At 57.2% G+C, this 17,934-nt stretch carries 17 protein-coding genes and 1 other RNA gene; 8 read left to right on the forward strand and 10 right to left on the reverse strand.

The genetic code is table 11. The features are described 5' to 3' along the window. Nucleotides 1-51 precede the first annotated feature (51 nt). Nucleotides 52-2,151: a malate synthase G gene (locus RB602_RS10380; RefSeq protein WP_317080497.1), complete on the reverse strand. Its 2,100-nt coding sequence runs from the start codon at nucleotides 2,149-2,151 to the stop codon at nucleotides 52-54. A gap of 251 nt (nucleotides 2,152-2,402) precedes the next feature. Here RB602_RS10380 and RB602_RS10385 point away from each other — a divergent pair, with 251 nt between their 5' ends. The 3 genes from RB602_RS10385 (at nucleotide 2,403) to RB602_RS10395 (ending at nucleotide 5,198) form a co-directional block, all read left to right on the forward strand. Then, nucleotides 2,403-3,428, forward strand: a complete 1,026-nt coding sequence (locus RB602_RS10385; RefSeq protein WP_317080498.1) for an arginine N-succinyltransferase — start codon at nucleotides 2,403-2,405, stop codon at nucleotides 3,426-3,428. 176 nt (nucleotides 3,429-3,604) lie between these two features. Next, nucleotides 3,605-4,876, forward strand: coding sequence for an N-succinylarginine dihydrolase (locus RB602_RS10390; protein WP_317080499.1), 1,272 nt, complete (start codon nucleotides 3,605-3,607; stop codon nucleotides 4,874-4,876). A gap of 67 nt (nucleotides 4,877-4,943) precedes the next feature. Continuing rightward, nucleotides 4,944-5,198: a hypothetical protein gene (locus RB602_RS10395; protein WP_317080500.1), complete on the forward strand. Its 255-nt coding sequence runs from the start codon at nucleotides 4,944-4,946 to the stop codon at nucleotides 5,196-5,198. 58 nt (nucleotides 5,199-5,256) lie between these two features. On the opposite strand, the gene ssrA is transcribed toward RB602_RS10395, so the two are convergent. Both ssrA and mscL read right to left on the reverse strand, forming a co-directional pair. Then, nucleotides 5,257-5,599: a transfer-messenger RNA gene (gene ssrA, locus RB602_RS10400) on the reverse strand. A 57-nt stretch (nucleotides 5,600-5,656) separates the two neighbouring features. Beyond that, nucleotides 5,657-6,097 carry a large conductance mechanosensitive channel protein MscL gene (gene mscL / locus RB602_RS10405; RefSeq protein ID WP_317080501.1) on the reverse strand — a complete coding sequence of 147 codons (441 nt, stop codon included), beginning with the start codon at nucleotides 6,095-6,097 and terminating at the stop codon, nucleotides 5,657-5,659. Nucleotides 6,098-6,261: 164 nt separating this feature from the next. Here mscL and RB602_RS10410 point away from each other — a divergent pair, with 164 nt between their 5' ends. The 4 genes from RB602_RS10410 (at nucleotide 6,262) to RB602_RS10425 (ending at nucleotide 9,095) form a co-directional block, all read left to right on the forward strand. Then, nucleotides 6,262-6,843 carry a LemA family protein gene (locus tag RB602_RS10410; protein WP_317080502.1) on the forward strand — a complete coding sequence of 194 codons (582 nt, stop codon included), beginning with the start codon at nucleotides 6,262-6,264 and terminating at the stop codon, nucleotides 6,841-6,843. A 63-nt stretch (nucleotides 6,844-6,906) separates the two neighbouring features. Next, nucleotides 6,907-7,674 carry a TPM domain-containing protein gene (locus tag RB602_RS10415; protein ID WP_317080503.1) on the forward strand — a complete coding sequence of 256 codons (768 nt, stop codon included), beginning with the start codon at nucleotides 6,907-6,909 and terminating at the stop codon, nucleotides 7,672-7,674. Beyond that, the gene (locus RB602_RS10420) at nucleotides 7,674-8,357 is read left to right on the forward strand and encodes a TPM domain-containing protein (RefSeq protein ID WP_317080504.1); all 684 of its coding nucleotides are present in this window, start codon (nucleotides 7,674-7,676) and stop codon (nucleotides 8,355-8,357) included. The genes RB602_RS10415 and RB602_RS10420 overlap by 1 nt, the downstream gene beginning before the upstream one ends. A 204-nt stretch (nucleotides 8,358-8,561) precedes the next feature. Next, nucleotides 8,562-9,095, forward strand: coding sequence for an NUDIX hydrolase (locus RB602_RS10425; protein ID WP_317080505.1), 534 nt, complete (start codon nucleotides 8,562-8,564; stop codon nucleotides 9,093-9,095). Nucleotides 9,096-9,336: 241 nt separating this feature from the next. Here RB602_RS10425 and RB602_RS10430 read toward each other — a convergent pair whose 3' ends face one another. The 3 genes from RB602_RS10430 to RB602_RS10440 are packed head-to-tail and all read right to left on the reverse strand — an operon-like array spanning nucleotide 9,337 to nucleotide 13,161. Further along, nucleotides 9,337-9,615, reverse strand: coding sequence for an ETC complex I subunit (locus RB602_RS10430; protein ID WP_317080506.1), 279 nt, complete (start codon nucleotides 9,613-9,615; stop codon nucleotides 9,337-9,339). 57 nt (nucleotides 9,616-9,672) lie between these two features. Continuing rightward, nucleotides 9,673-12,141 (reverse strand): ATP-dependent helicase HrpB, encoded by a 2,469-nt coding sequence (gene hrpB / locus RB602_RS10435; RefSeq protein WP_317080507.1) that lies wholly within the window; start codon nucleotides 12,139-12,141, stop codon nucleotides 9,673-9,675. Nucleotides 12,142-12,147: 6 nt separating this feature from the next. Beyond that, nucleotides 12,148-13,161, reverse strand: a complete 1,014-nt coding sequence (locus RB602_RS10440) for a polyprenyl synthetase family protein (RefSeq protein WP_317080508.1) — start codon at nucleotides 13,159-13,161, stop codon at nucleotides 12,148-12,150. An 86-nt stretch (nucleotides 13,162-13,247) separates the two neighbouring features. On the opposite strand from RB602_RS10440, the gene RB602_RS10445 reads away from it, so the two are divergent. Next, nucleotides 13,248-13,541, forward strand: a complete 294-nt coding sequence (locus tag RB602_RS10445; RefSeq protein ID WP_317080509.1) for a chorismate mutase — start codon at nucleotides 13,248-13,250, stop codon at nucleotides 13,539-13,541. 2 nt (nucleotides 13,542-13,543) lie between these two features. Here the strand turns inward: RB602_RS10445 and RB602_RS10450 are convergent, their stop codons facing one another. The 4 genes from RB602_RS10450 to RB602_RS10465 all read right to left on the reverse strand — a co-directional run bounded on the left by RB602_RS10450 (nucleotide 13,544) and on the right by RB602_RS10465 (nucleotide 17,908). Then, nucleotides 13,544-14,926 carry a S41 family peptidase gene (locus RB602_RS10450; RefSeq protein WP_317080510.1) on the reverse strand — a complete coding sequence of 461 codons (1,383 nt, stop codon included), beginning with the start codon at nucleotides 14,924-14,926 and terminating at the stop codon, nucleotides 13,544-13,546. A gap of 322 nt (nucleotides 14,927-15,248) precedes the next feature. Next, nucleotides 15,249-16,667 carry a sensor histidine kinase gene (locus RB602_RS10455; RefSeq protein WP_406568419.1) on the reverse strand — a complete coding sequence of 473 codons (1,419 nt, stop codon included), beginning with the start codon at nucleotides 16,665-16,667 and terminating at the stop codon, nucleotides 15,249-15,251. Nucleotides 16,668-16,818: 151 nt separating this feature from the next. Beyond that, on the reverse strand, nucleotides 16,819-17,493 hold the full coding sequence (locus RB602_RS10460; RefSeq protein ID WP_317080512.1) for a response regulator transcription factor: 675 nt from the start codon (nucleotides 17,491-17,493) through the stop codon (nucleotides 16,819-16,821). Nucleotides 17,494-17,599: 106 nt separating this feature from the next. Next, a complete protein-coding gene (locus tag RB602_RS10465) occupies nucleotides 17,600-17,908 on the reverse strand; it encodes a hypothetical protein (protein WP_317080513.1) in 309 nt (102 codons plus the stop codon). Between the last annotated feature and the right edge of the window lie 26 nt (nucleotides 17,909-17,934).

Here is a 17,934-nt window from a genome sequence, read left to right on the forward strand (position 1 = left end):
TATCTGGCTTAAGGAAAGCCTTGTCCCCGCCTTCGCGGGGACGACTTTAGGTTAAGATTGCGCCTTATATTCGCGCCGATAGTGGTGCAGCAATGGCTCGGTATAGCCACTTGGCTGCTGCGTACCCTTGAAAATCAGATCACGCGCGGCGCTAAAGGCCGGAGCATCTTCATTGCCGATAAGCGGCTGATAGGCCGGATCACCCGCATTTTGCGCATCGACCTTTGCCGCCATGCGCAGCAGCGCAGCATCGACTTGCTCGGCAGTACAAATGCCGTGGTGCAGCCAGTTTGCGATATGTTGCGAGGAGATGCGCAGCGTCGCGCGGTCTTCCATCAGGCCGACATCATGAATATCGGGCACTTTGGAACAACCCACGCCCTGATCAATCCAGCGCACGACATAGCCCAATATCCCTTGCGCATTATTGTCCAGCTCGGCGGTAATCTCTTCTTCCGACCAGCGCGCATTTTCGGCCAATGGCACAGTCAGCAGTGCGTCCAGCTCCGGCACTGGCTCGCTAACCACTTCCTGCTGCCGCGCGAACACGTCGACCCGGTGATAATGGATGGCATGCAGCGTCGCCGCCGTCGGGCTTGGCACCCAGGCGGTATTGGCGCCGGTCTTGGGATGGCCGATCTTCTGCTCCATCATATCTGCCATCATATCCGGTACGGCCCACATGCCCTTGCCGATCTGCGCCCGGCCTGACAGGCCGTGCTTCAGGCCGATGGCGACATTGCGCTTTTCATAAGCGTCGATCCACCGCGATTGCTTCATATCCGCCTTGCGCACCATCGCGCCGGCTTGCATTGCGGTGTGGATTTCATCGCCGGTGCGGTCGAGAAAGCCGGTATTGATAAAGGCGATCCGCCCGCGCACCGCATGGATACAGGCGGCGAGATTGGCCGATGTCCGGCGCTCCTCATCCATCACGCCGACTTTGATCGTATGGCGCGCCAGCCCCAGCCCGTCCTCAACCGCGTCGAACAGCCGATTGGTAAAGCCACATTCCTTGGGCCCGTGCATTTTCGGCTTCACAATATAGACCGAGCCAGTGCGGCTATTGCGCTGCGGGCCTAGGCCCTTAAGGTCATGGCAGGCAATAGTGGTGGTAAACCAGGCGTCCAATATGCCCTCAGGCGCCTCACTGCCATCGGGCAACAGCACCGCCGGATTGGTCATCAAATGGCCGACATTACGCACAAACAGCGTGCTGCGACCCGGCAGGGTAAAACTATTGCCCTGCAAGTCGGTAAAGCTCTTGTCGCCCGCCAAGGTACGGGTCATCTCCTTGCCGCCCTTGGCAAAGGTGGCGGTCAGATCGCCGCGCATCAGGCCGAGCCAGTTACGATAACCGGTGAGCTTGTCCTCACCATCAACCGCCGCGACCGAGTCTTCCATATCAATGATGGTGCTGATCGCCGCTTCCATGATGACATCGGCAATACCTGCCGGGTCATCACGGCCGATATAATGCTCGCGGTCAATCACCACGATCAGATGCAGGCCATTGTGACGGATCAGCAGCGACTCACCATCGTGCCCGACCAGTTCGGCGGGACCGGCCAGATCAACATCGCCGCCAGTCCAGTCGCTCCAGCTCCCGTTCTTCAGCGGCGCAATCTCGTCGAGCAGCGCCCGCGCTTTGGCGATCACTGCAGCACCACGTTCGGCATCATAGCCACCCGGTCTGGCGGACGGTGCGTCCAGCGCATCAGTGCCATAGAGCGCGTCATAAAGGCTGCCCCAACGCGCATTGGCGGCGTTGATCACGAACCGATCATTCAGCGCCGGAACCACCAGTTGCGGCCCGGCCATGGTCGCGATTTCGGGATCGACATTGTCGGTGGAAACGGTGAAGGCTTCCGGCTCGTCTACCAGATAGCCGATGTCCTTGAGAAAAGCGGTATAGGCCCCCTGCTCCGGTTGCCCGGGCTGCTGTTTGTGCCATTCACTAATCGCGTTCTGGATGCGGCTACGCTCGGCTAGCAATTCGGCATTTTCCGGAGCGAATCGGGCAAGCAGATCGGCCAGACCTGTCCAATACGCATCGGCCTGTACGCCCAGCGGCGGCAGCACCTCTTCCTCAAAAAAGCGGACAAGCCCGGAGTAAATCTGCAGGCCTGCACGTTCGCTATGGTTAGTCATTTCTATGCTCCCGATTCTTGGCTTCTGCCGCCCTATTGGCAGCCACAAAGCACTATTCATATATGGATCCGGGGAGGAAAAGCGGCCCTCCCTATGACGCAAGCGAAGCGGCTTGTAAACGTCCACTGTCATGGCTGGCGACATGGTGATTTAGGCGCTAAAGGATCGGTCATGACAACAATGATCCTTCTTGCCGCTACGGAACCGGCAACGCCGAACTATGACGTATATCTGCCCAAGCGAGGCGGGTTATGAGCTTTCGTATTCGCGCGGCGCGGCTCGATGATCTGCAGGCGCTTTATGAAATGGCGAAATTGACCGGCGGGGGCTTTACCAATCTGCCCGCCGATCGCCCGTCGCTAAAGGCCAAGCTGGAGCAGTCGGATACCGCCTTTGCCCGCACTGTCGACGAGCTAGACGATGAGCGCTTTGTCATGGTGCTGGAGAATATCGACACCAAACAGGTGCGCGGCACCTGCCAGCTGTTCACCAAGGTGGGTCAGCAATGGCCATTTTACTCCTATCGGATGAGCACGCTCACCCAATATAGTGATGAGCTGGACCGGACATTTCGTGCTGAAATGCTTAGCTTGGTCACCGATCTTGAAGGATCGTCCGAAGTTGGCGGGCTGTTCCTTCACCCCAATGAACGCGCAGGTGGGCTTGGGCTGTTGCTGGCGCGCAGTCGTTATCTGTTTATCGCCCAGCACCGCGCGCGCTTTGCCGATCAGGTGCTGGCGGAACTGCGCGGCATTATTGATGATGCGGGCGATTCCCCTTTTTGGGATGGCATTGGCGGGAAATTCTTCGGCATGAGTTTTGATGAAGCCGACATGTTCAACGCGCTGCACGGCAATCAGTTTATCGCTGATCTGATGCCGAAAAACCCGATTTACACCGCCATGCTCGACGAGGATGCGCGCAATGTTATCGGTCGGCCGCATGTCAGCGGACGGGCGGCAATGCGGATGCTGGAGAATGAAGGTTTTGTCTTTGAAAACTATGTCGATATTTTTGACGGTGGCCCGACCATGGTAGCGCGCACCGACAATGTGAAGTCGATTGCAGGCGCTGAACGCGCCAAGCTGATCGACCGGCTCGACGACAGCACCGCCGAAACCGCGCATAAAGCATTGATAGCCACCGGAAAGCTGCGTGACTTCCGCTGCGCTTACGCCATGGTCGCAAAAACCGATGATGGCGTGATGCTCGATGATGACGCGATTGATACGCTGGATATTGAGAGCGGTGCAGAGCTGCTGATGATTGGAAGGTAAAGCACAAAAGCCCCTCCTCTTCAGAGGAGGGGTTGGGGTGGTGGACACTAAACAAGCAAAGCGCTTGTGGCAGCACCACCCCGCTGCGACTAACCGCCTTCGCTAACGCTACGGCGCTAAGTCTCACTGCCCCTCCTCTGAAGAGGAGGGGAGATAGCAACTGAGAAAGCAAACCCATGCCACTCACTGAAATCAATTTTGACGGCATTATCGGCCCGACGCACAATTATGCTGGCCTGAGCCCGGGCAATCTTGCCTCAGCCAATAATGCCGGTGCCGTCTCACGCCCGCGAGATGCGGCGCTGCAAGGCATTGCCAAGATGCAGGCTAATCTTGATCTTGGTCTGGCGCAGGGCTTTTTCATGCCCCTGCCCCGTCCCGATCATGGCTGGCTGGAATCGCTGGCGACCGAATATGCCAGTGCCGATCCGCATATCCGCGCTGCCGCGCTTTCCGCCTCATCGATGTGGGCTGCCAATGCCGCCACCGTCAGCCCGGCCCCCGACAGCGCAGACCAGCGCTGCCATCTTAGCGTCGCCAACCTGGTGACCATGCCGCATCGCAGCCATGAATGGCCTGATACGCTGGCGCAGCTGCGTCTGGCCTTTGCCGATGAGCAGCATTTTGCGGTGCATGGTCCAGTGCCTGCGCCCTATGGTGATGAGGGCGCGGCCAATCATATGCGGCTTTGTCCAGGGCATGGTGAGGCTGGCGTGGAGGTGTTTGTCTATGGCCGTTCCGGCGGCGCCTTCCCTGCGCGCCAGCATGAAGAAGCCAGTCGCGCCATTGCCCGCAAACATGGGCTCGATCCCGCCAAGACGCTGTTTATCGAGCAATCTCCGACCGCCATAGCCGCAGGCGCCTTCCACAATGATGTGGTCGCGGTGGCAAATGAGAATGTGCTGTTCACCCATGAACAGGCCTTTGCCGATCGCGAAGGCGCTTATACGGCTATGCGCGAACTCTGCCCCTGGGTCGAGATTGTTGAGGTTCCTGCAGCCTACGTCTCGTTGGCGGATGCTATTCGCAGCTATCTGTTTAACGCCCAGTTGGTAACTCTGCCCGACGATGCCGGAATGGCACTGGTCCTGCCCACCGAGGCGCAGGAGACCACCGCGGTGTGGAGCTGGCTGGAACAGATGATCGCAGGCAATGGCCCGATCCGAAAGCTGATCCCTGTCGATGTGCGTCAGTCCATGGCCAATGGCGGCGGCCCGGCCTGTTTGCGCCTCCGCGTTGTTGCTGATCCTGAAACGGTGGACAGCCGCTTTATCGCAACGCCCGATAAGCTGAAGACCATCGCAGCAGTGATCGAACAGCATTGGCCGGAAGAGATTGCCAGCGATGCTATCGGATCTAACCAATTGATTGAGCAGGTGACGCTGGCACGAGCGAAGTTACTGGAAGCCACAGGGTTGCACGAACTGCTTGCCAGCAGCGGCGACTGACACTGTCGGCATAGCTTACAATTTACCAAATGCTAACCATCATAAGTCCTGCATTTCTGCCATTGGCATGATGATTGCACTCATATGTATCATGCTGAAAAAACTGCGCCGCCTGTTCATCATCAAGACCAAATTTGAAGCCTATCTGATTATCTATGCGCTTTCGCTTGGCGCGGTGGAGCGTGGTTCCAAATATCTTGAACAATTCCCCGGTACTGGGGGCTGGCTGCTGTTTCTATGCTGCACCGGTGCGGTATTTATGGCGGGCGCAAAGATCATCGACGCGATTGATTACAAGCGCGCTTACGGTCCGGAAGACTAAACTTTCTGAGGAGAGATAGAGGTGAGGCGCTTCTGTTGCCCGGCGCGCCTCGGGCCGCTGGAATCCCTTCTGTTGCCCGGTGGGTCCAACCGCGCAAATTACTTTCTAATCTCTAGCCGTTAGGCCGCATGATTAGGCAGCAAGTGCGAGTGCTTCGTTATCGTTTGCACTTATTGGTTTTGAGCCTTTAACGGGTTACTCAGCCCGAACGAAAACACCGCTTTTCAACACACGTCGATCCTGGTTCGGCCCCGTCAGAAACCCCGAAATACGGGATATCTGGTGGAGCCGCCGGGTACTGCCCCCGGGTCCGCTGCATCTATTGCACGCTGCACTTTATCGTTATAGTCCGCCGAAACGAACGCTATCCATATAGCGCAAAATTTCTGAATGAAAAGTGACGGATCGCGCAATCCGGCGTTTTGAAGCCAGAATGCGCCGCCATAGTATCCCGCAAACTATTGTTTCTTAAGCTCTTCAAGAATCTGCTCGAGCAATTCCTTTTCGCTCGGGCCTTCCGGCTCTGCTGCGGCTTCTTCTTCCTTCTTCGCTGCCTCAATCATCTTGTTCGCCTGACGCACCATCAGGAAGACGACAAAGGCGAGGATCAAAAAGTTGATAATCACCGTGATAAACTGGCCATAGCCGAGCAGCGGCACGCCCGCCTCTTTCAACTCGGCAAAGCTGGTCATCGAGCCCGTATAATCCGCCGGAACCGGGCCGAGCAGGATAAAGTTGTTGGCGAAGTCCGCACCACCAAAGATCGCGCCGACCACCGGCATGATAATATCCTCGGTCAAAGACGTGGTAATCGTTGCAAATGCACCGCCGATAATCACCGCGACCGCCAAATCGATCACATTGCCACGGGTGATAAAATCCTTGAACTCGCCAAACATTGCTGTCTCCTTTTGCGCTAGGGTTTCTAGTCCGCGAGAAACAAATGTCGAGAGCCTGCAGAGCATTTTTGCGTCCATCAAGGACGTGAATTGCAATTGAAACCGCGCTGTGTTGCACCTATATAACGCTTAGACGTGCAAAAGCACATGAGAAGGGAACCTCTATGCGACTCTGGAAATATCTGGCGCTTGTCGCCGCGACCATTACGCTGTCCGCCTGCGGCATTAACAGCGTGCCTACCGCCGAAGAAGAAGCCAAAGCAAAATGGGCCGATGTACAATCCGCCTATCAGCGGCGCTCTGATCTGATCCCCAATCTGGTCAACACGGTAAAGGCGGCTGCCGAATCCGAATCCGACATTTTGACCGAAGTGACCGAGGCACGCGCGAAAGCGACCTCGATTCAGGTCAATGCCAATGATCTGACAGATGCCAGCAAGATCGGCGAATTCGCCGCTGCGCAGGAGCAGCTGGGTTCGGGTCTGGGTCGTCTGCTTGCTTCATTTGAAGCCTATCCGCAGATCCAGTCCAACGCCAATTTCCGCGATCTGCAAAGCCAGTTGGAAGGCACGGAGAACCGCATCAATATCGCCCGGCGCGATTATAATGAGGCGGTTCGCCAATATAACACTACGATCCGTACCTTCCCGGATGCGATTGGTGCCAAACTGATCCATGGCGCAGAGCCTATGGCACCGTTTGAAGCTACTGCCGGTTCGGAAACTGCACCGACAGTAGAATTCTGATAAGTGTATAATAAAGTCAGATACTTAGCATATTTGTTCGCACTGCTCATAGGTGTGAACTTTGTGAACTTAGCCCAGGCGCAGGATTTCCCTGTGCTGACGGGCCGTGTCGTCGATCAGGCTGATCTGCTGAATCCGGGGCAGGAAAGAGCCCTTACTGATGAGCTGGAGGCGCTGGAGGCCAATTCCACTCGCCAGCTTGTTGTCGCCACAGTCGACAGTCTGCAGGGTTATCCGATTGAGGATTATGGCTATCAACTGGGCCGTGAATGGGGCATTGGTCAGGCCGCCAATGGTGACGCGGAAAAAGACAATGGCGTCATCCTGCTGGTTGCACCCAATGAGCGCAAAGTGCGGATTGAGGTTGGCTATGGTCTTGAGCCGATCATGACTGACGCTCTGGCCAGTCGCATCATAAACGATCATATACTGCCCCGCTTTCGTGAAGGCTATTATCCGGCGGGGATTATCACCGGCACGCAGGTGCTGGTGGAGCAACTCAGTCTGCCCGATGACGAGGCGCGCGCAATCGCAGCTAGAGCTGAAAGTTCAGGCCGCAAACGCAATCGCTCTGGCAATTCGGGTATGCTCATCTTCTGGCTGTTTATCCTTCTCGTCTTTGTTGTCCCGATGTTCTTCTCCAGCAGACGCAAAGGGCGGCGTTATCGCGGTCGCGGCGATGCTGGCCCAATCATCATCTGGGGCGGCGGCGGAGGCGGCTGGGGCGGCGGTTCCTCGGGCGGTGGCTTTGGCGGAGGCGGCTTTGGTGGCGGTGGCTTCGGCGGTGGAGGCGGCGGCTTTGGCGGCGGCGGCGCATCGGGAGGCTGGTAATGGCAAACACCCCACAAATGACGCCGCACGACCATGAGCTAGTGACGCAAGCGGTAGGCGATGCCGAACGCACCACCGATGGCGAGATCGTCACCATCGTCACGCAAATGTCAGACGATTATAAAGATGTGCGGCTGCACTGGGCGATTGGCACGCTGTTTCTGTTTCTGTCCAGCCTGGCGATCTTCCCCAGCTTCTGGGTCGATGCCAGCGCGCTGTTCGCCAGTGGCTGGAAAACCAGTTACAGCACAGCGCAATATATGAGCCTGCTATTGGGCGCGAGTCTGGTGGTGTTTATCCTTGCCTATGCCGCATTTTCCTGGATGCCGTTACGCATCGCACTGGCGCCCAAATCGGTCAAGGAACAGCGCGTGCGCGATCATGCGATTGAGTATTTCAAGGTCGGTGCCGAACGCCGCACCATGGCGCTGACCGGCATATTGATTTATCTTTCCATGGCAGAACACCGCGCCGAGATTGTCGCCGATGATGCCATCGCGACCAAGGTGGACCCGGAAGTCTGGGGCGATGCCATGGCGGCGCTGATTGCCGAGGTGAAGCAAGGCGAACCGGGCAAAGGCATGGCGGCAGCGGTAGAGAAAGTGGGTATTGTCCTCGCAGAGCATTTCCCCAAAACCGATGCCAACCCCAATGAGCTGCCGGATCGGTTGATTGAATTGTGAATCCTCCCCCTTGGGGGAGGGGGACCAGCGAAGCTGGTGGAGGGGCACAGGCAGCCAGCTACAAGCTTTCCGAAAGTAATTCGAACGCTCTTAAGAATGGATCGCACTCTTCCCCAAGCTTGTTATCATACCGACAGTGCCCCTCCCCCATCCTAAGGATGGGTCCCCTCCCCGTCCCGGAGAGGATATGTAGAAAGCCATCAAATGACCGATCATCATGACCATGAGGCGCCCGAAGAAGTGATGTGGCAAGGCCGATTTATCACCACAAAGCGCAAGGGCCGCTGGGAATATGTCGGCCGTGCACGCGGCATCGAGGCGGGTGTGATCCTCGCACTGGTGGACGATTATGTACTGCTGGTGGAGCAATATCGCGTGCCTTTGGGCGCGAATTGTCTGGAGCTGCCAGCTGGCCTGATCGGCGATGAGGATGCCAATGAAGCGCCGATAGAAGCCGCCGCCCGCGAACTGGAGGAAGAGACCGGCTACCGCGCTGGAATGATCGAGGATATGGGCCGTTTCTATTCCTCACCCGGTATGGTGAGCGAGAGCTACCACCTGTTCCGTGCGACAGACTGTGTGCGTATTTCTGATGGTGGCGGAGTTGGTGGCGAGGAGATCATCGTGCATCGGGTGCCTTTGCGCGAGATCAGTGTTTTTGTAGACAAGAAGCGCGCCGAAGGCTGCGCCATGGATGGCAAGCTGTTGATGATTATGGGCGCGGAGATGATGGGATGACATTAGCCCCTCCTCTTCAGAGGAGGGATTGGGGTGGTGGTGAGGCGAAGCCGAGCTCGCGTTAACGAATTCTTCTCGTGCCGCCGCACCACCCCGCTGCGACTAACCCCTTCGCTTCGCTCAGGGCTAAGTCTCACTACCCCTCCTCTGAAGAGGAGGGGAGATTATTTCTAAGCTTCGCGCTCTTGATAATCTTCGCGGCCTTCGCGAGAAACTGAACCAAGCGAAAAGCTCTTAAAACTCAACCAAAATTGTCCGAATAAGCCTGTATTTTCAAACTGCGCCGCGGTGTCTGCACCACGCGCGCATCAATGCCATATTTCTCGGCATAGGCCTTGGCCGCCTCGCAATCAGGGAATGTCAGGCGCAATTGCTGGCGGGTATCGCCCGAGCCAGCCCAGCCAGTGAGCGGATCGGGCTTTTTCGCCTCAGCAGGCTCAAACTCCAAAATCCACTGATCGGTCAAAGCGCGGCCGGATTGCATGGCGTTTTTGGGGTTTTGATAGATACGTGCGGCCATGGTTGCTTCCTGATATTAGCGATTGCGCCAGCGCTTTGCCGCATGGCTGTCAGGCGGTCAAGAGCGGCGTTGGGCATTCTTCGTCTTGAGGCTGGCCATAGCAGAAACCGGGTTTTCCGGCCAGACATGCTTAGGATAGCGCCCTTTCATATCGCGCCGGACATCGGCCCAGCTACCGGACCAGAATGCAGGGAGATCACGCGTTGTCTGCACTACCCGTCCTGCAGGCGATGTCAGATGCAACACCAGATCAATCGGCGGCTGCCCGATGCGCGGATGCTCTGCCAGACCATAAAGCGTCTGCACCCGCAAGGTGACGCTCGGCCCGGCTTCCGTAGCATAGTCAATCGCATGCGTGCTGCCTGCAGGGCTGGTGAAATGGGTCGGGGCTTTGGCATCGATACTCTGCTGGCTGTCCCAATCGAGCAGGCCGCGCAGGGCATTGGCCAACCGGCCACCGTCCAGATCGGCCAAACGCTTACGACCTTGCAGCGCGGGCAATAGCCATTGCTCCAGAGTGTTCAGCAGATTGTCCTCGGATAAAGCCTCCACCCTGCAATAAGCAGCACGCTGACGCAGCGACTGGGCTGCTTCAGGCCATGGCAGCGCGTCGAGACCGGTATCGGAAATATGCTGCAACAAGGCCTGTGCCACAGCGTCCGGGTCCGGCTTAGCTATCGGCGTGCTGGCAAGCCGGATCGCGCCGAGGCGGCGTTCATGCCGCGCCTCTACCCGATCAGCCTCCCCATTATAACTGAGATGATCCGCTTCTATAATCTGGCCAGCGCACCAATGCAGCACCTCATCCTCGCTCAGCGCCATAGCCGAGCTGATCCGCGCTGATGCGGCCTCGCCTTGCGCATGGCCAACGACCAGCCAGTCAGCAACGCGCAGCGACGAATCCGCATCCAGCCGATAGCGACGACCGCCCGCAGAACGCCAATATTCGCCGTCACCATCCTGTCGCTTGGCCAGCCGGTCGGGATAGGCCTGTGCCAACCAGATGGCGGCAGGCGCTTCGGAGAGATCGACACCGCCGCTTTGCTTTTCGGGTGCTTCGGCTTCTGCCAGTTTTGCCCAACGCGCCGCCAGTTTGCGCGCATTCTGGCTGCGCTTGTCCGATGCGTTACCAAAGCGGCCAAGGCGCTGCTCGATATCCATGCTGTCACCGCCGAGCCCGCGCTCCTGCAGCAGCAGCGCGATGCGCGCCGCTGTCTCGGCTTTCCCATTCTGCACTGCGATTATCAGCATATGTGCCAATGGTGGCGGCAGGGGTAGCGCCGCCATGGCGCGACCATGCGGCGTTATCGCGCCTTCGTCATCAATCGCACCAAAGTCTTGCAAAGCCTTGGTCGCGACCGCCAGCGCCGCATCGGGTGGCGGGTCGAGCCATGGCAAAGCCCTAGCATCCCGCGTGCCCCATAATGCGCATTGCAGCACCAGAGGCATCAGATCACTATCCATGATTTCCGGCGCGTCATAGGCGGGGAAACCCTTTGTCGCCGCCTCTTCCCAGGCACGATAGACGATGCCCGGAGCCTGCCGCCCTGCCCGCCCCGCACGCTGCGCCACAGACGCCTGACTGGCGCGTTCGGTCACCAGCCGCGTATCGCCCGATTTCAGATCAAAATGCGCCTTGCGCGCCATGCCACTGTCGATCACCACGCGCACGCCATCAATGGTAAGGCTGGTCTCGGCGATATTGGTCGCCAGGATCAGCTTGCGTCGTCCATCTGTATCGGGGCGGATTGAGCGTCGCTGCTCGCCACTCGACAGCCCTCCATGCAGCGGCACGATTGCGATGCGATCATCCACCATGTCCGTCAGACGTCGCTCAGTGGCGCGAATATCCCCTATGCTGGGTAGAAAGCAGAGGATATCGCCCTCGGTCTCTTCCAGCGCTTGCATCGCAAGCTTCGCCATGCTGGGAGCTAGAGGCTGTCGGCTGTCACGCCCCAAATGATGATAGGTCAGTGGATAGCTGCGGCCCTCACTGGAAATCACCGGCGCATCCCCCATCAGCGTGGCAAAGCGGTCGCCATCAACCGTTGCCGACATTGCCACCAGCCGCACACCCGGCCGCAGCGCCGCCTGCGCCTCCAATGCCAATGCCAGTCCGAAATCACTATTGAGGCTGCGCTCATGCACCTCATCAAACAGCACCGCCGCCACTTCGGGGAGATCAGGCTGGCGCTGTATCTGCTGCAGGAAGATCCCTTCGGTCATCACCACAATCTGCGTTTTGTCGCTGGTGCGGCTGTCCATCCGGGTCATATAGCCATAGGTTCCGCCAACAGCCTCACCCGCCAGCTCAGCCATACGCTCCGCTGCCGCCCGTGCTGCCACCCGGCGTGGAGAAAGCAGATAGATTTTGCCGTTCAACCAATCCTGCTTCAGCAACTCCGGCGCTACAGCCGTCGTCTTACCCGCACCCGGCGGCGCGATTAAAACTGCATTGGGCGCCTTTTCCAGCACCATCATCAACTTAGGTAGAACAACCGCAATCGGCAGGGTTTGACCGGACATTACGCCCTAATAAGCACGCGAAATGGCGAAGGCCACTGTCTCGGTCATCGCCGCTTTGGCATCGGCCGCGTGGAAACCGGCAATCGCGTCAATCGCCCGCTGGCCATAAAGCCGCGCACGCTCGATCGTATCATCCACTGCGCCATTTTCGCGCATCAGGCGGATGGCATAGGCCAGATCCTCATCGCTACTGCGATGCCCGGCAATCGCATCTTCCCAGAATTTGCGTTCCTCGGCATTGCCGCGCGCATAGGAGAGGATGATCGGCAGCGTCACCTTGCCTTCGCGGAAATCATCACCGACGCCTTTACCCATCGTCTCAGAGTCCGATGTATAATCAATCGCATCGTCGATCAGCTGGAAAGCAATCCCAAGATTGCGGCCGTATGAATCTAGCGCCAATTCGGTCGCCTCATCGCGCTCTGCCACTACGGCGGAGATACGACAGGCCGCCGCGAACAGCGCGGCCGTTTTCGCGCCGATTATTGACAGATAACGCTCCTCATCGGTCTCAATCCGACGCTGCGCCGTCAATTGATCTACCTCACCCTCGGCAATGACCGCCGAGGCATTGGAGAGGATGCGCAGCACTTTAAGCGAGCCATCCTCAACCATGAGCTCGAACGACCGGCTGAAAAGAAAATCGCCAACCAGCACCGTCGCCGGATTGCCAAAAATCAGATTCGCCGCGGTCTTGCCCCGCCGCATATCGGAGCCATCAACCACATCATCGTGCAGCAAAGTCGCGGTATGGATAAACTCCACCGCCGCAGCCAGCTTGTGATGCCGGGTTCCAGGATAGTCGAGCAGCTTGGCGCTCGCCAGCGTCAGCATAGGCCGCATCCGCTTGCCGCCGCCAGCGATGAGATGGCCCGCAAGTTCGGGAATCAGGGGGATTTCCGACTGCATCCGATCAAGAATGATGCTGTTCACCGCATTCATATCCTGCGCCACCAGCGACATGATCGGGTTGAGCGACGGCGGGGTATCGCGATTGAGAGGATGCACGGTAGCAGTCATGCAAAGGGATTTGGCAATTGGCTGGCCATATGGCAAGCCCTAAGCCTATTATGTTGCTCCAAACCGGATAGCACAGGAATCGGACCATGGCAGAAGACCCCATTCTCTCCGCCTATCGGCAAAGCATCGACAATATCGATGCTGCGCTGGTGTTTATGCTGGCCGAGCGCTTCAAGATCACCAAGGCCGTGGGCGAACACAAGGCAAAATCTGCCCTTGCTCCCGCAGACCCTGACCGCGAGGCCAAACAGATTGCCCGGCTAAAACAACTCGCTACCGACGCCGATCTTGATCCGGAATTTTCGGCGAAATTCCTGCGATTTATTATCGACGAGGTGATCCGCCACCATGAGCAGTTGCGCGATGGGGTTGGCGGCTGACTTCAGGATAAAACCCCAGTTAAAAACGCCGCATCGCTTTCACCCTTAGCCTGGAGAATATCCGGGACCACAGGTCCGACATGTGTATCACCATTGGGCCTTAAGAATTCACGTGTCGCAATATAGGCGTTGAAACCGGTTGTCGGCAATCGCGTCGGCATCATATTGCCCGTCTGATTGGCAAAGCCGCCGGTAGGCGTGCCGATAAGTTTGGCAATGCCATGATCCTGCATCGCGGTCGCGAACAGTATGGATGCCGAATAGCTCAGTTCATCTATCCAGACATAGCTTTGCCCATTGAATCGCTGGTCAGACGAAACAGGCTCTATCTGCTCTTCATCCATATCGAATTCGCGCAGGGTTCCCGGCTCGCCATACCATCCGAAGATACCATTATTATCTTCATTCAGCTTTTCCCGTGCCCGGGACACTTGGGTAACCGGTTTGTCGATCAGGTGACGGATAATATATGCGCCAGCATCGCTCTGGCCGCCGGTATTGTTGCGAATATCGATCACCAGCTTGTCTGCGCCGCGCTTATTTAGCTCGGCAAAGCAATCGGCGATTTGTTTTTCAAAAAGCGTCGGGTCGTCATCGACATCAAAAGTCGGCACGCGCAACAAGGCAGTGCCCGCCACGGGCCAGCTAATTGTGGGGGCATAGCGGGTCTTGGCATCATCCGCCTCCCAATGTTCACCCGACTTCCACTTGATCTGGCGCGTAGTATTACCCTCACGCAAGACGATTGAGAACCGATCGCGCCAACCAAGCACACAATCAAGCCACTGCGGCAGTAGCAAGGAAAGAATATAGCCGCGCAATATCTCGGTCTCGCCGTGACTATAGGGCTTGATCCGTTCCAGTATCTGGGATGCATCAACACCGTTTATCGCAAGAATCTCGGTTCCGCTTTTGAGCGGGGGATATTCACCGTCTTCATGTGTCCAGCTACTGCGCAGTGAGAAGCTGCCGTTCGCCTTCACATCAACACCGAAAGGGAATTGCTTATCGATGTCATCATAGGGACCGCCGCCAGTCAGTGATGGCATCAACAGGGTATGGGCATCGCGGAAATAGGGATTCATCTTGCCAAATGCACGGAACGCATCCTGCCGACTGAGAGGCTCGGTAATAGAGGCAGCAACAGCCTGAAACGCGGTTTCGGTCGCATCATCCAAGTGGCTGTGTCCATGCCAACGCGGGTGCCGTTGCAGCAACGCCTGCTGCCATATTTTCAGGTCATTTTGCAACGCTTCAGGTGCAAATGGACCGGGTGCCAAAGGCGGCTCGCTGGTCATCAGAAAACCGACACCAGCAGTACCTGAAACTGCAGCAACAACACCACCGCCTATCAACGCCTTGCGGCGTGTCAGCACGATACTCATGCCCGCACCAGTTCGTTATTGCTGGGCAGCTCAGCAGCGAGCGTATCACTAATCATTAAGGAACACCTTTCATGTCGAGGGAGCGCGGAACCACCCCGAATCATTATCGAAAATCGATGTTATCGATAATCAATGTATTATTGATAATCAATAATCTATTTATTGAGGATCAATGCGGGGTTGAGTCCAACTTATGATGTCTGAAAGTTGCGCGATCGCCTTATGCCCCGGCACAAAACAAGGTCACAAAAATGGGGCATTGAAATCGCAGAAAGGGGTGGTCGCTATCGCCGCGAAAAAGAGCCCGCAGAACTGAAGGACATTATCCCGCCAGCGGCAATCGCAACCTCACCAACAGCCCGCCAAGGTCTTCGCTTTCCTCAAGCATGACCGTGCCTTCGTAAATCTCAACCACATCGCGGACAATCGCCAAGCCCAATCCGGTGCCGGGCTTGCCGGTGTCGAGTCTCGCCCCACGGTCGAAGATCTGCTCGCGTTGTTCGGGCGGGATGCCCATGCCGTCATCCTCGACCCATATTTCGGCCATAGGCTTTTCGTCTGCATTGGCTGAGCTATCTTTGTTGTCGACTCCAACGGTAACGAAGACGCTACCGCCGCCATATTTGGCAGCATTTTCAATCACATTGCCGAGAATTTCATCCAAATCCTGTCGTTCGACGGTTACGTCGATATCGCGCTTGCCATCGACATCAAAACGCACATGGCTGTAGAGCCGGGTCACGGCACGTTCCACCGCTTCTACGCTCTGCCAGACATTCGCACGGCTATGAGCATGACCGCGGCGACCTACAGCGCGCGCACGGGCGAGATGGTGGTCAACCTGACGCCGCATCACCCTCGCCTCACGGATCACCGTGTCGGAAAGGTCATCGGCCTGTGCGGTGGCTGCGTTCATCACCACCGTGAGAGGGGTTTTCAGCGCATGGGCGAGATTGCCGGCATGGCGGCGCGCCTCCTCGGCCTGGGTTTCATTGTGCTCAAGCAGCGCGTTAAGCTCGTCCACCATCGGTATTACCTCGCGTGGCAGGCTATCGGTGACGCGATCCTGTTGGCCGGTGCGCATGGCATAAATCGCCTGCCGCACCCGGCGTAGTGGCCATAGGCCGTAAAACGTCTGCAGTGTCGCCAGAATGATAAGACCAAGACCGAGAACCACGAAGCTCCAGAAAATGGTGCGCCGAACATCGGCAAGTTGCTCATCCAGTTCATTACGGCTCTGCGCCACCATAAACCACCAGCGGGTGTCGGAATCGGGCAGATAGATACCGCGTTCGATAACGCGCAATACGCCGTCATTGCGGGGTTGGATCGATACCGAGACATCATTGCGGTCCGGTGCATCGACCGCAACATCGCCCACAGCCTCTTCCAATTGGATGATCTTTGTGGTGTCGTAGATATACGCGGCTTCGGCGCTTTCATTAGCGCGCGGTTTGAGGCTCCGATCCCATAAAGAGCGCGAGGGAAAATCCTGATGGCCCTCGCCGCTTATCTGCCAATAGAGACCGCTATCGGGTTCCAGAAAGCGTTGGTCACCAAGCGGGCGATTGAACAGCACTTCGCCATCCGGCCCGATCTCGGCCGAGGTAATCATCGCGTTCAGCACATATTCGAGCTGCTCGTCAAAATTGCTGGTGATGGTGTTGGTGAGAATCCGGTCAAGGATCAGTCCGCCGCCAAAAAGCAGCACCAGAATCCACGCCGCTGCAATGCTGATCATGCGGCGATTGAGCGAGCCAGTATGCTGCGCCGCTACAGCCTGCTTTTTTGCGGCTTCGGTCCCAGATGTTGCTCCAGTCTGATCGGCAGATGACGCAGAGGCATTTGCCTCGCTCCCCTGCCGTGCCAATCCGAAATCATCTGGATCCCGATCAGCCATCGCGTTCTTCAGGGTCTTCGAGGCTATAGCCAAGACCGCGAATAGTGGTGATCACGTCGCTGCCCAGCTTTTTGCGGATGCGGGTGACAAACACCTCGATGGTATTGGAATCGCGGTCAAAATCCTGATCGTAAATATGCTCGATCAGCTCGGTACGTGACACGACCTTGCCCTTATGGTGCATCAGATAGGAGAGCAGCTTATATTCCTGTGCCGTCAGCTTTACCGGCTCGCCCGACAAGGTGACTTTGCCCGACCGGGTATCAAGCCGCACTTCGCCTGCGGTCAGCTCAGAGCTGGCATTGCCCGAAGCACGGCGGATCAGCGCCCGCAGCCGCGCGATAAGCTCTTCGGTCTGAAACGGTTTGGCGAGATAGTCATCGGCGCCGGCATCCAGGCCCGCGACCTTGTCCGACCAGCTATCACGCGCGGTCAAAACCAGCACCGGGAAAGTCCGGCCTTCACGCCGCCACATGCCAAGCACGGTCAGCCCGTCAATCTCCGGCAGGCCAAGATCGAGGATCACCGCATCATAATTCTCGGTAGAACCAAGGAAATGGCCATCCTCGCCATCGGTGGATAGATCAACGGCATAGCCGGACCCTTCCAGCGTGGATTTAAGCTGTTGGCCCAGCGTTGGTTCATCCTCGACGATTAATAGCCGCATGTTCTTCTCCCTGTTTCGGGCATGGTGTGAATTGCTTTATGAATGGGGAAGCCATTTTCCATGGATGAGGTCAAGTATTTTGGCCGGGAAATATGGTTCGCGTGGATTAACGCCGACGCAGGATACGGCCGCTTTGTCCGTCAACATCGACAAAGATGACATGATTGTCCTGGATGAATTTCAGCCGGTAAATGCGGGTCTGCGGATCATATTCCGGGCCGAGATAGGTCATGCCGCGCATCTTGGGCAGCACCTGTGCCTCTATTTCTTTCAGGGACTTAACCCGGCCATCGAGCATCTGCACCCGCGCTTCTTCACTCGCGCCACGCGGTTTTGCCTGGGCATCAGGCACGGCCAGAGCCGATAGCAGAACAAGGCCGAAAGGAACGGCAAAGAAACGGACAATAGTCTTCATAATCCGACCCGAATAGAATTACGCTA

It is taken from the genome of Parasphingorhabdus sp. SCSIO 66989 (assembly GCF_032852305.1).
GTDB classification, from domain to species: domain Bacteria; phylum Pseudomonadota; class Alphaproteobacteria; order Sphingomonadales; family Sphingomonadaceae; genus Alterisphingorhabdus; species Alterisphingorhabdus coralli.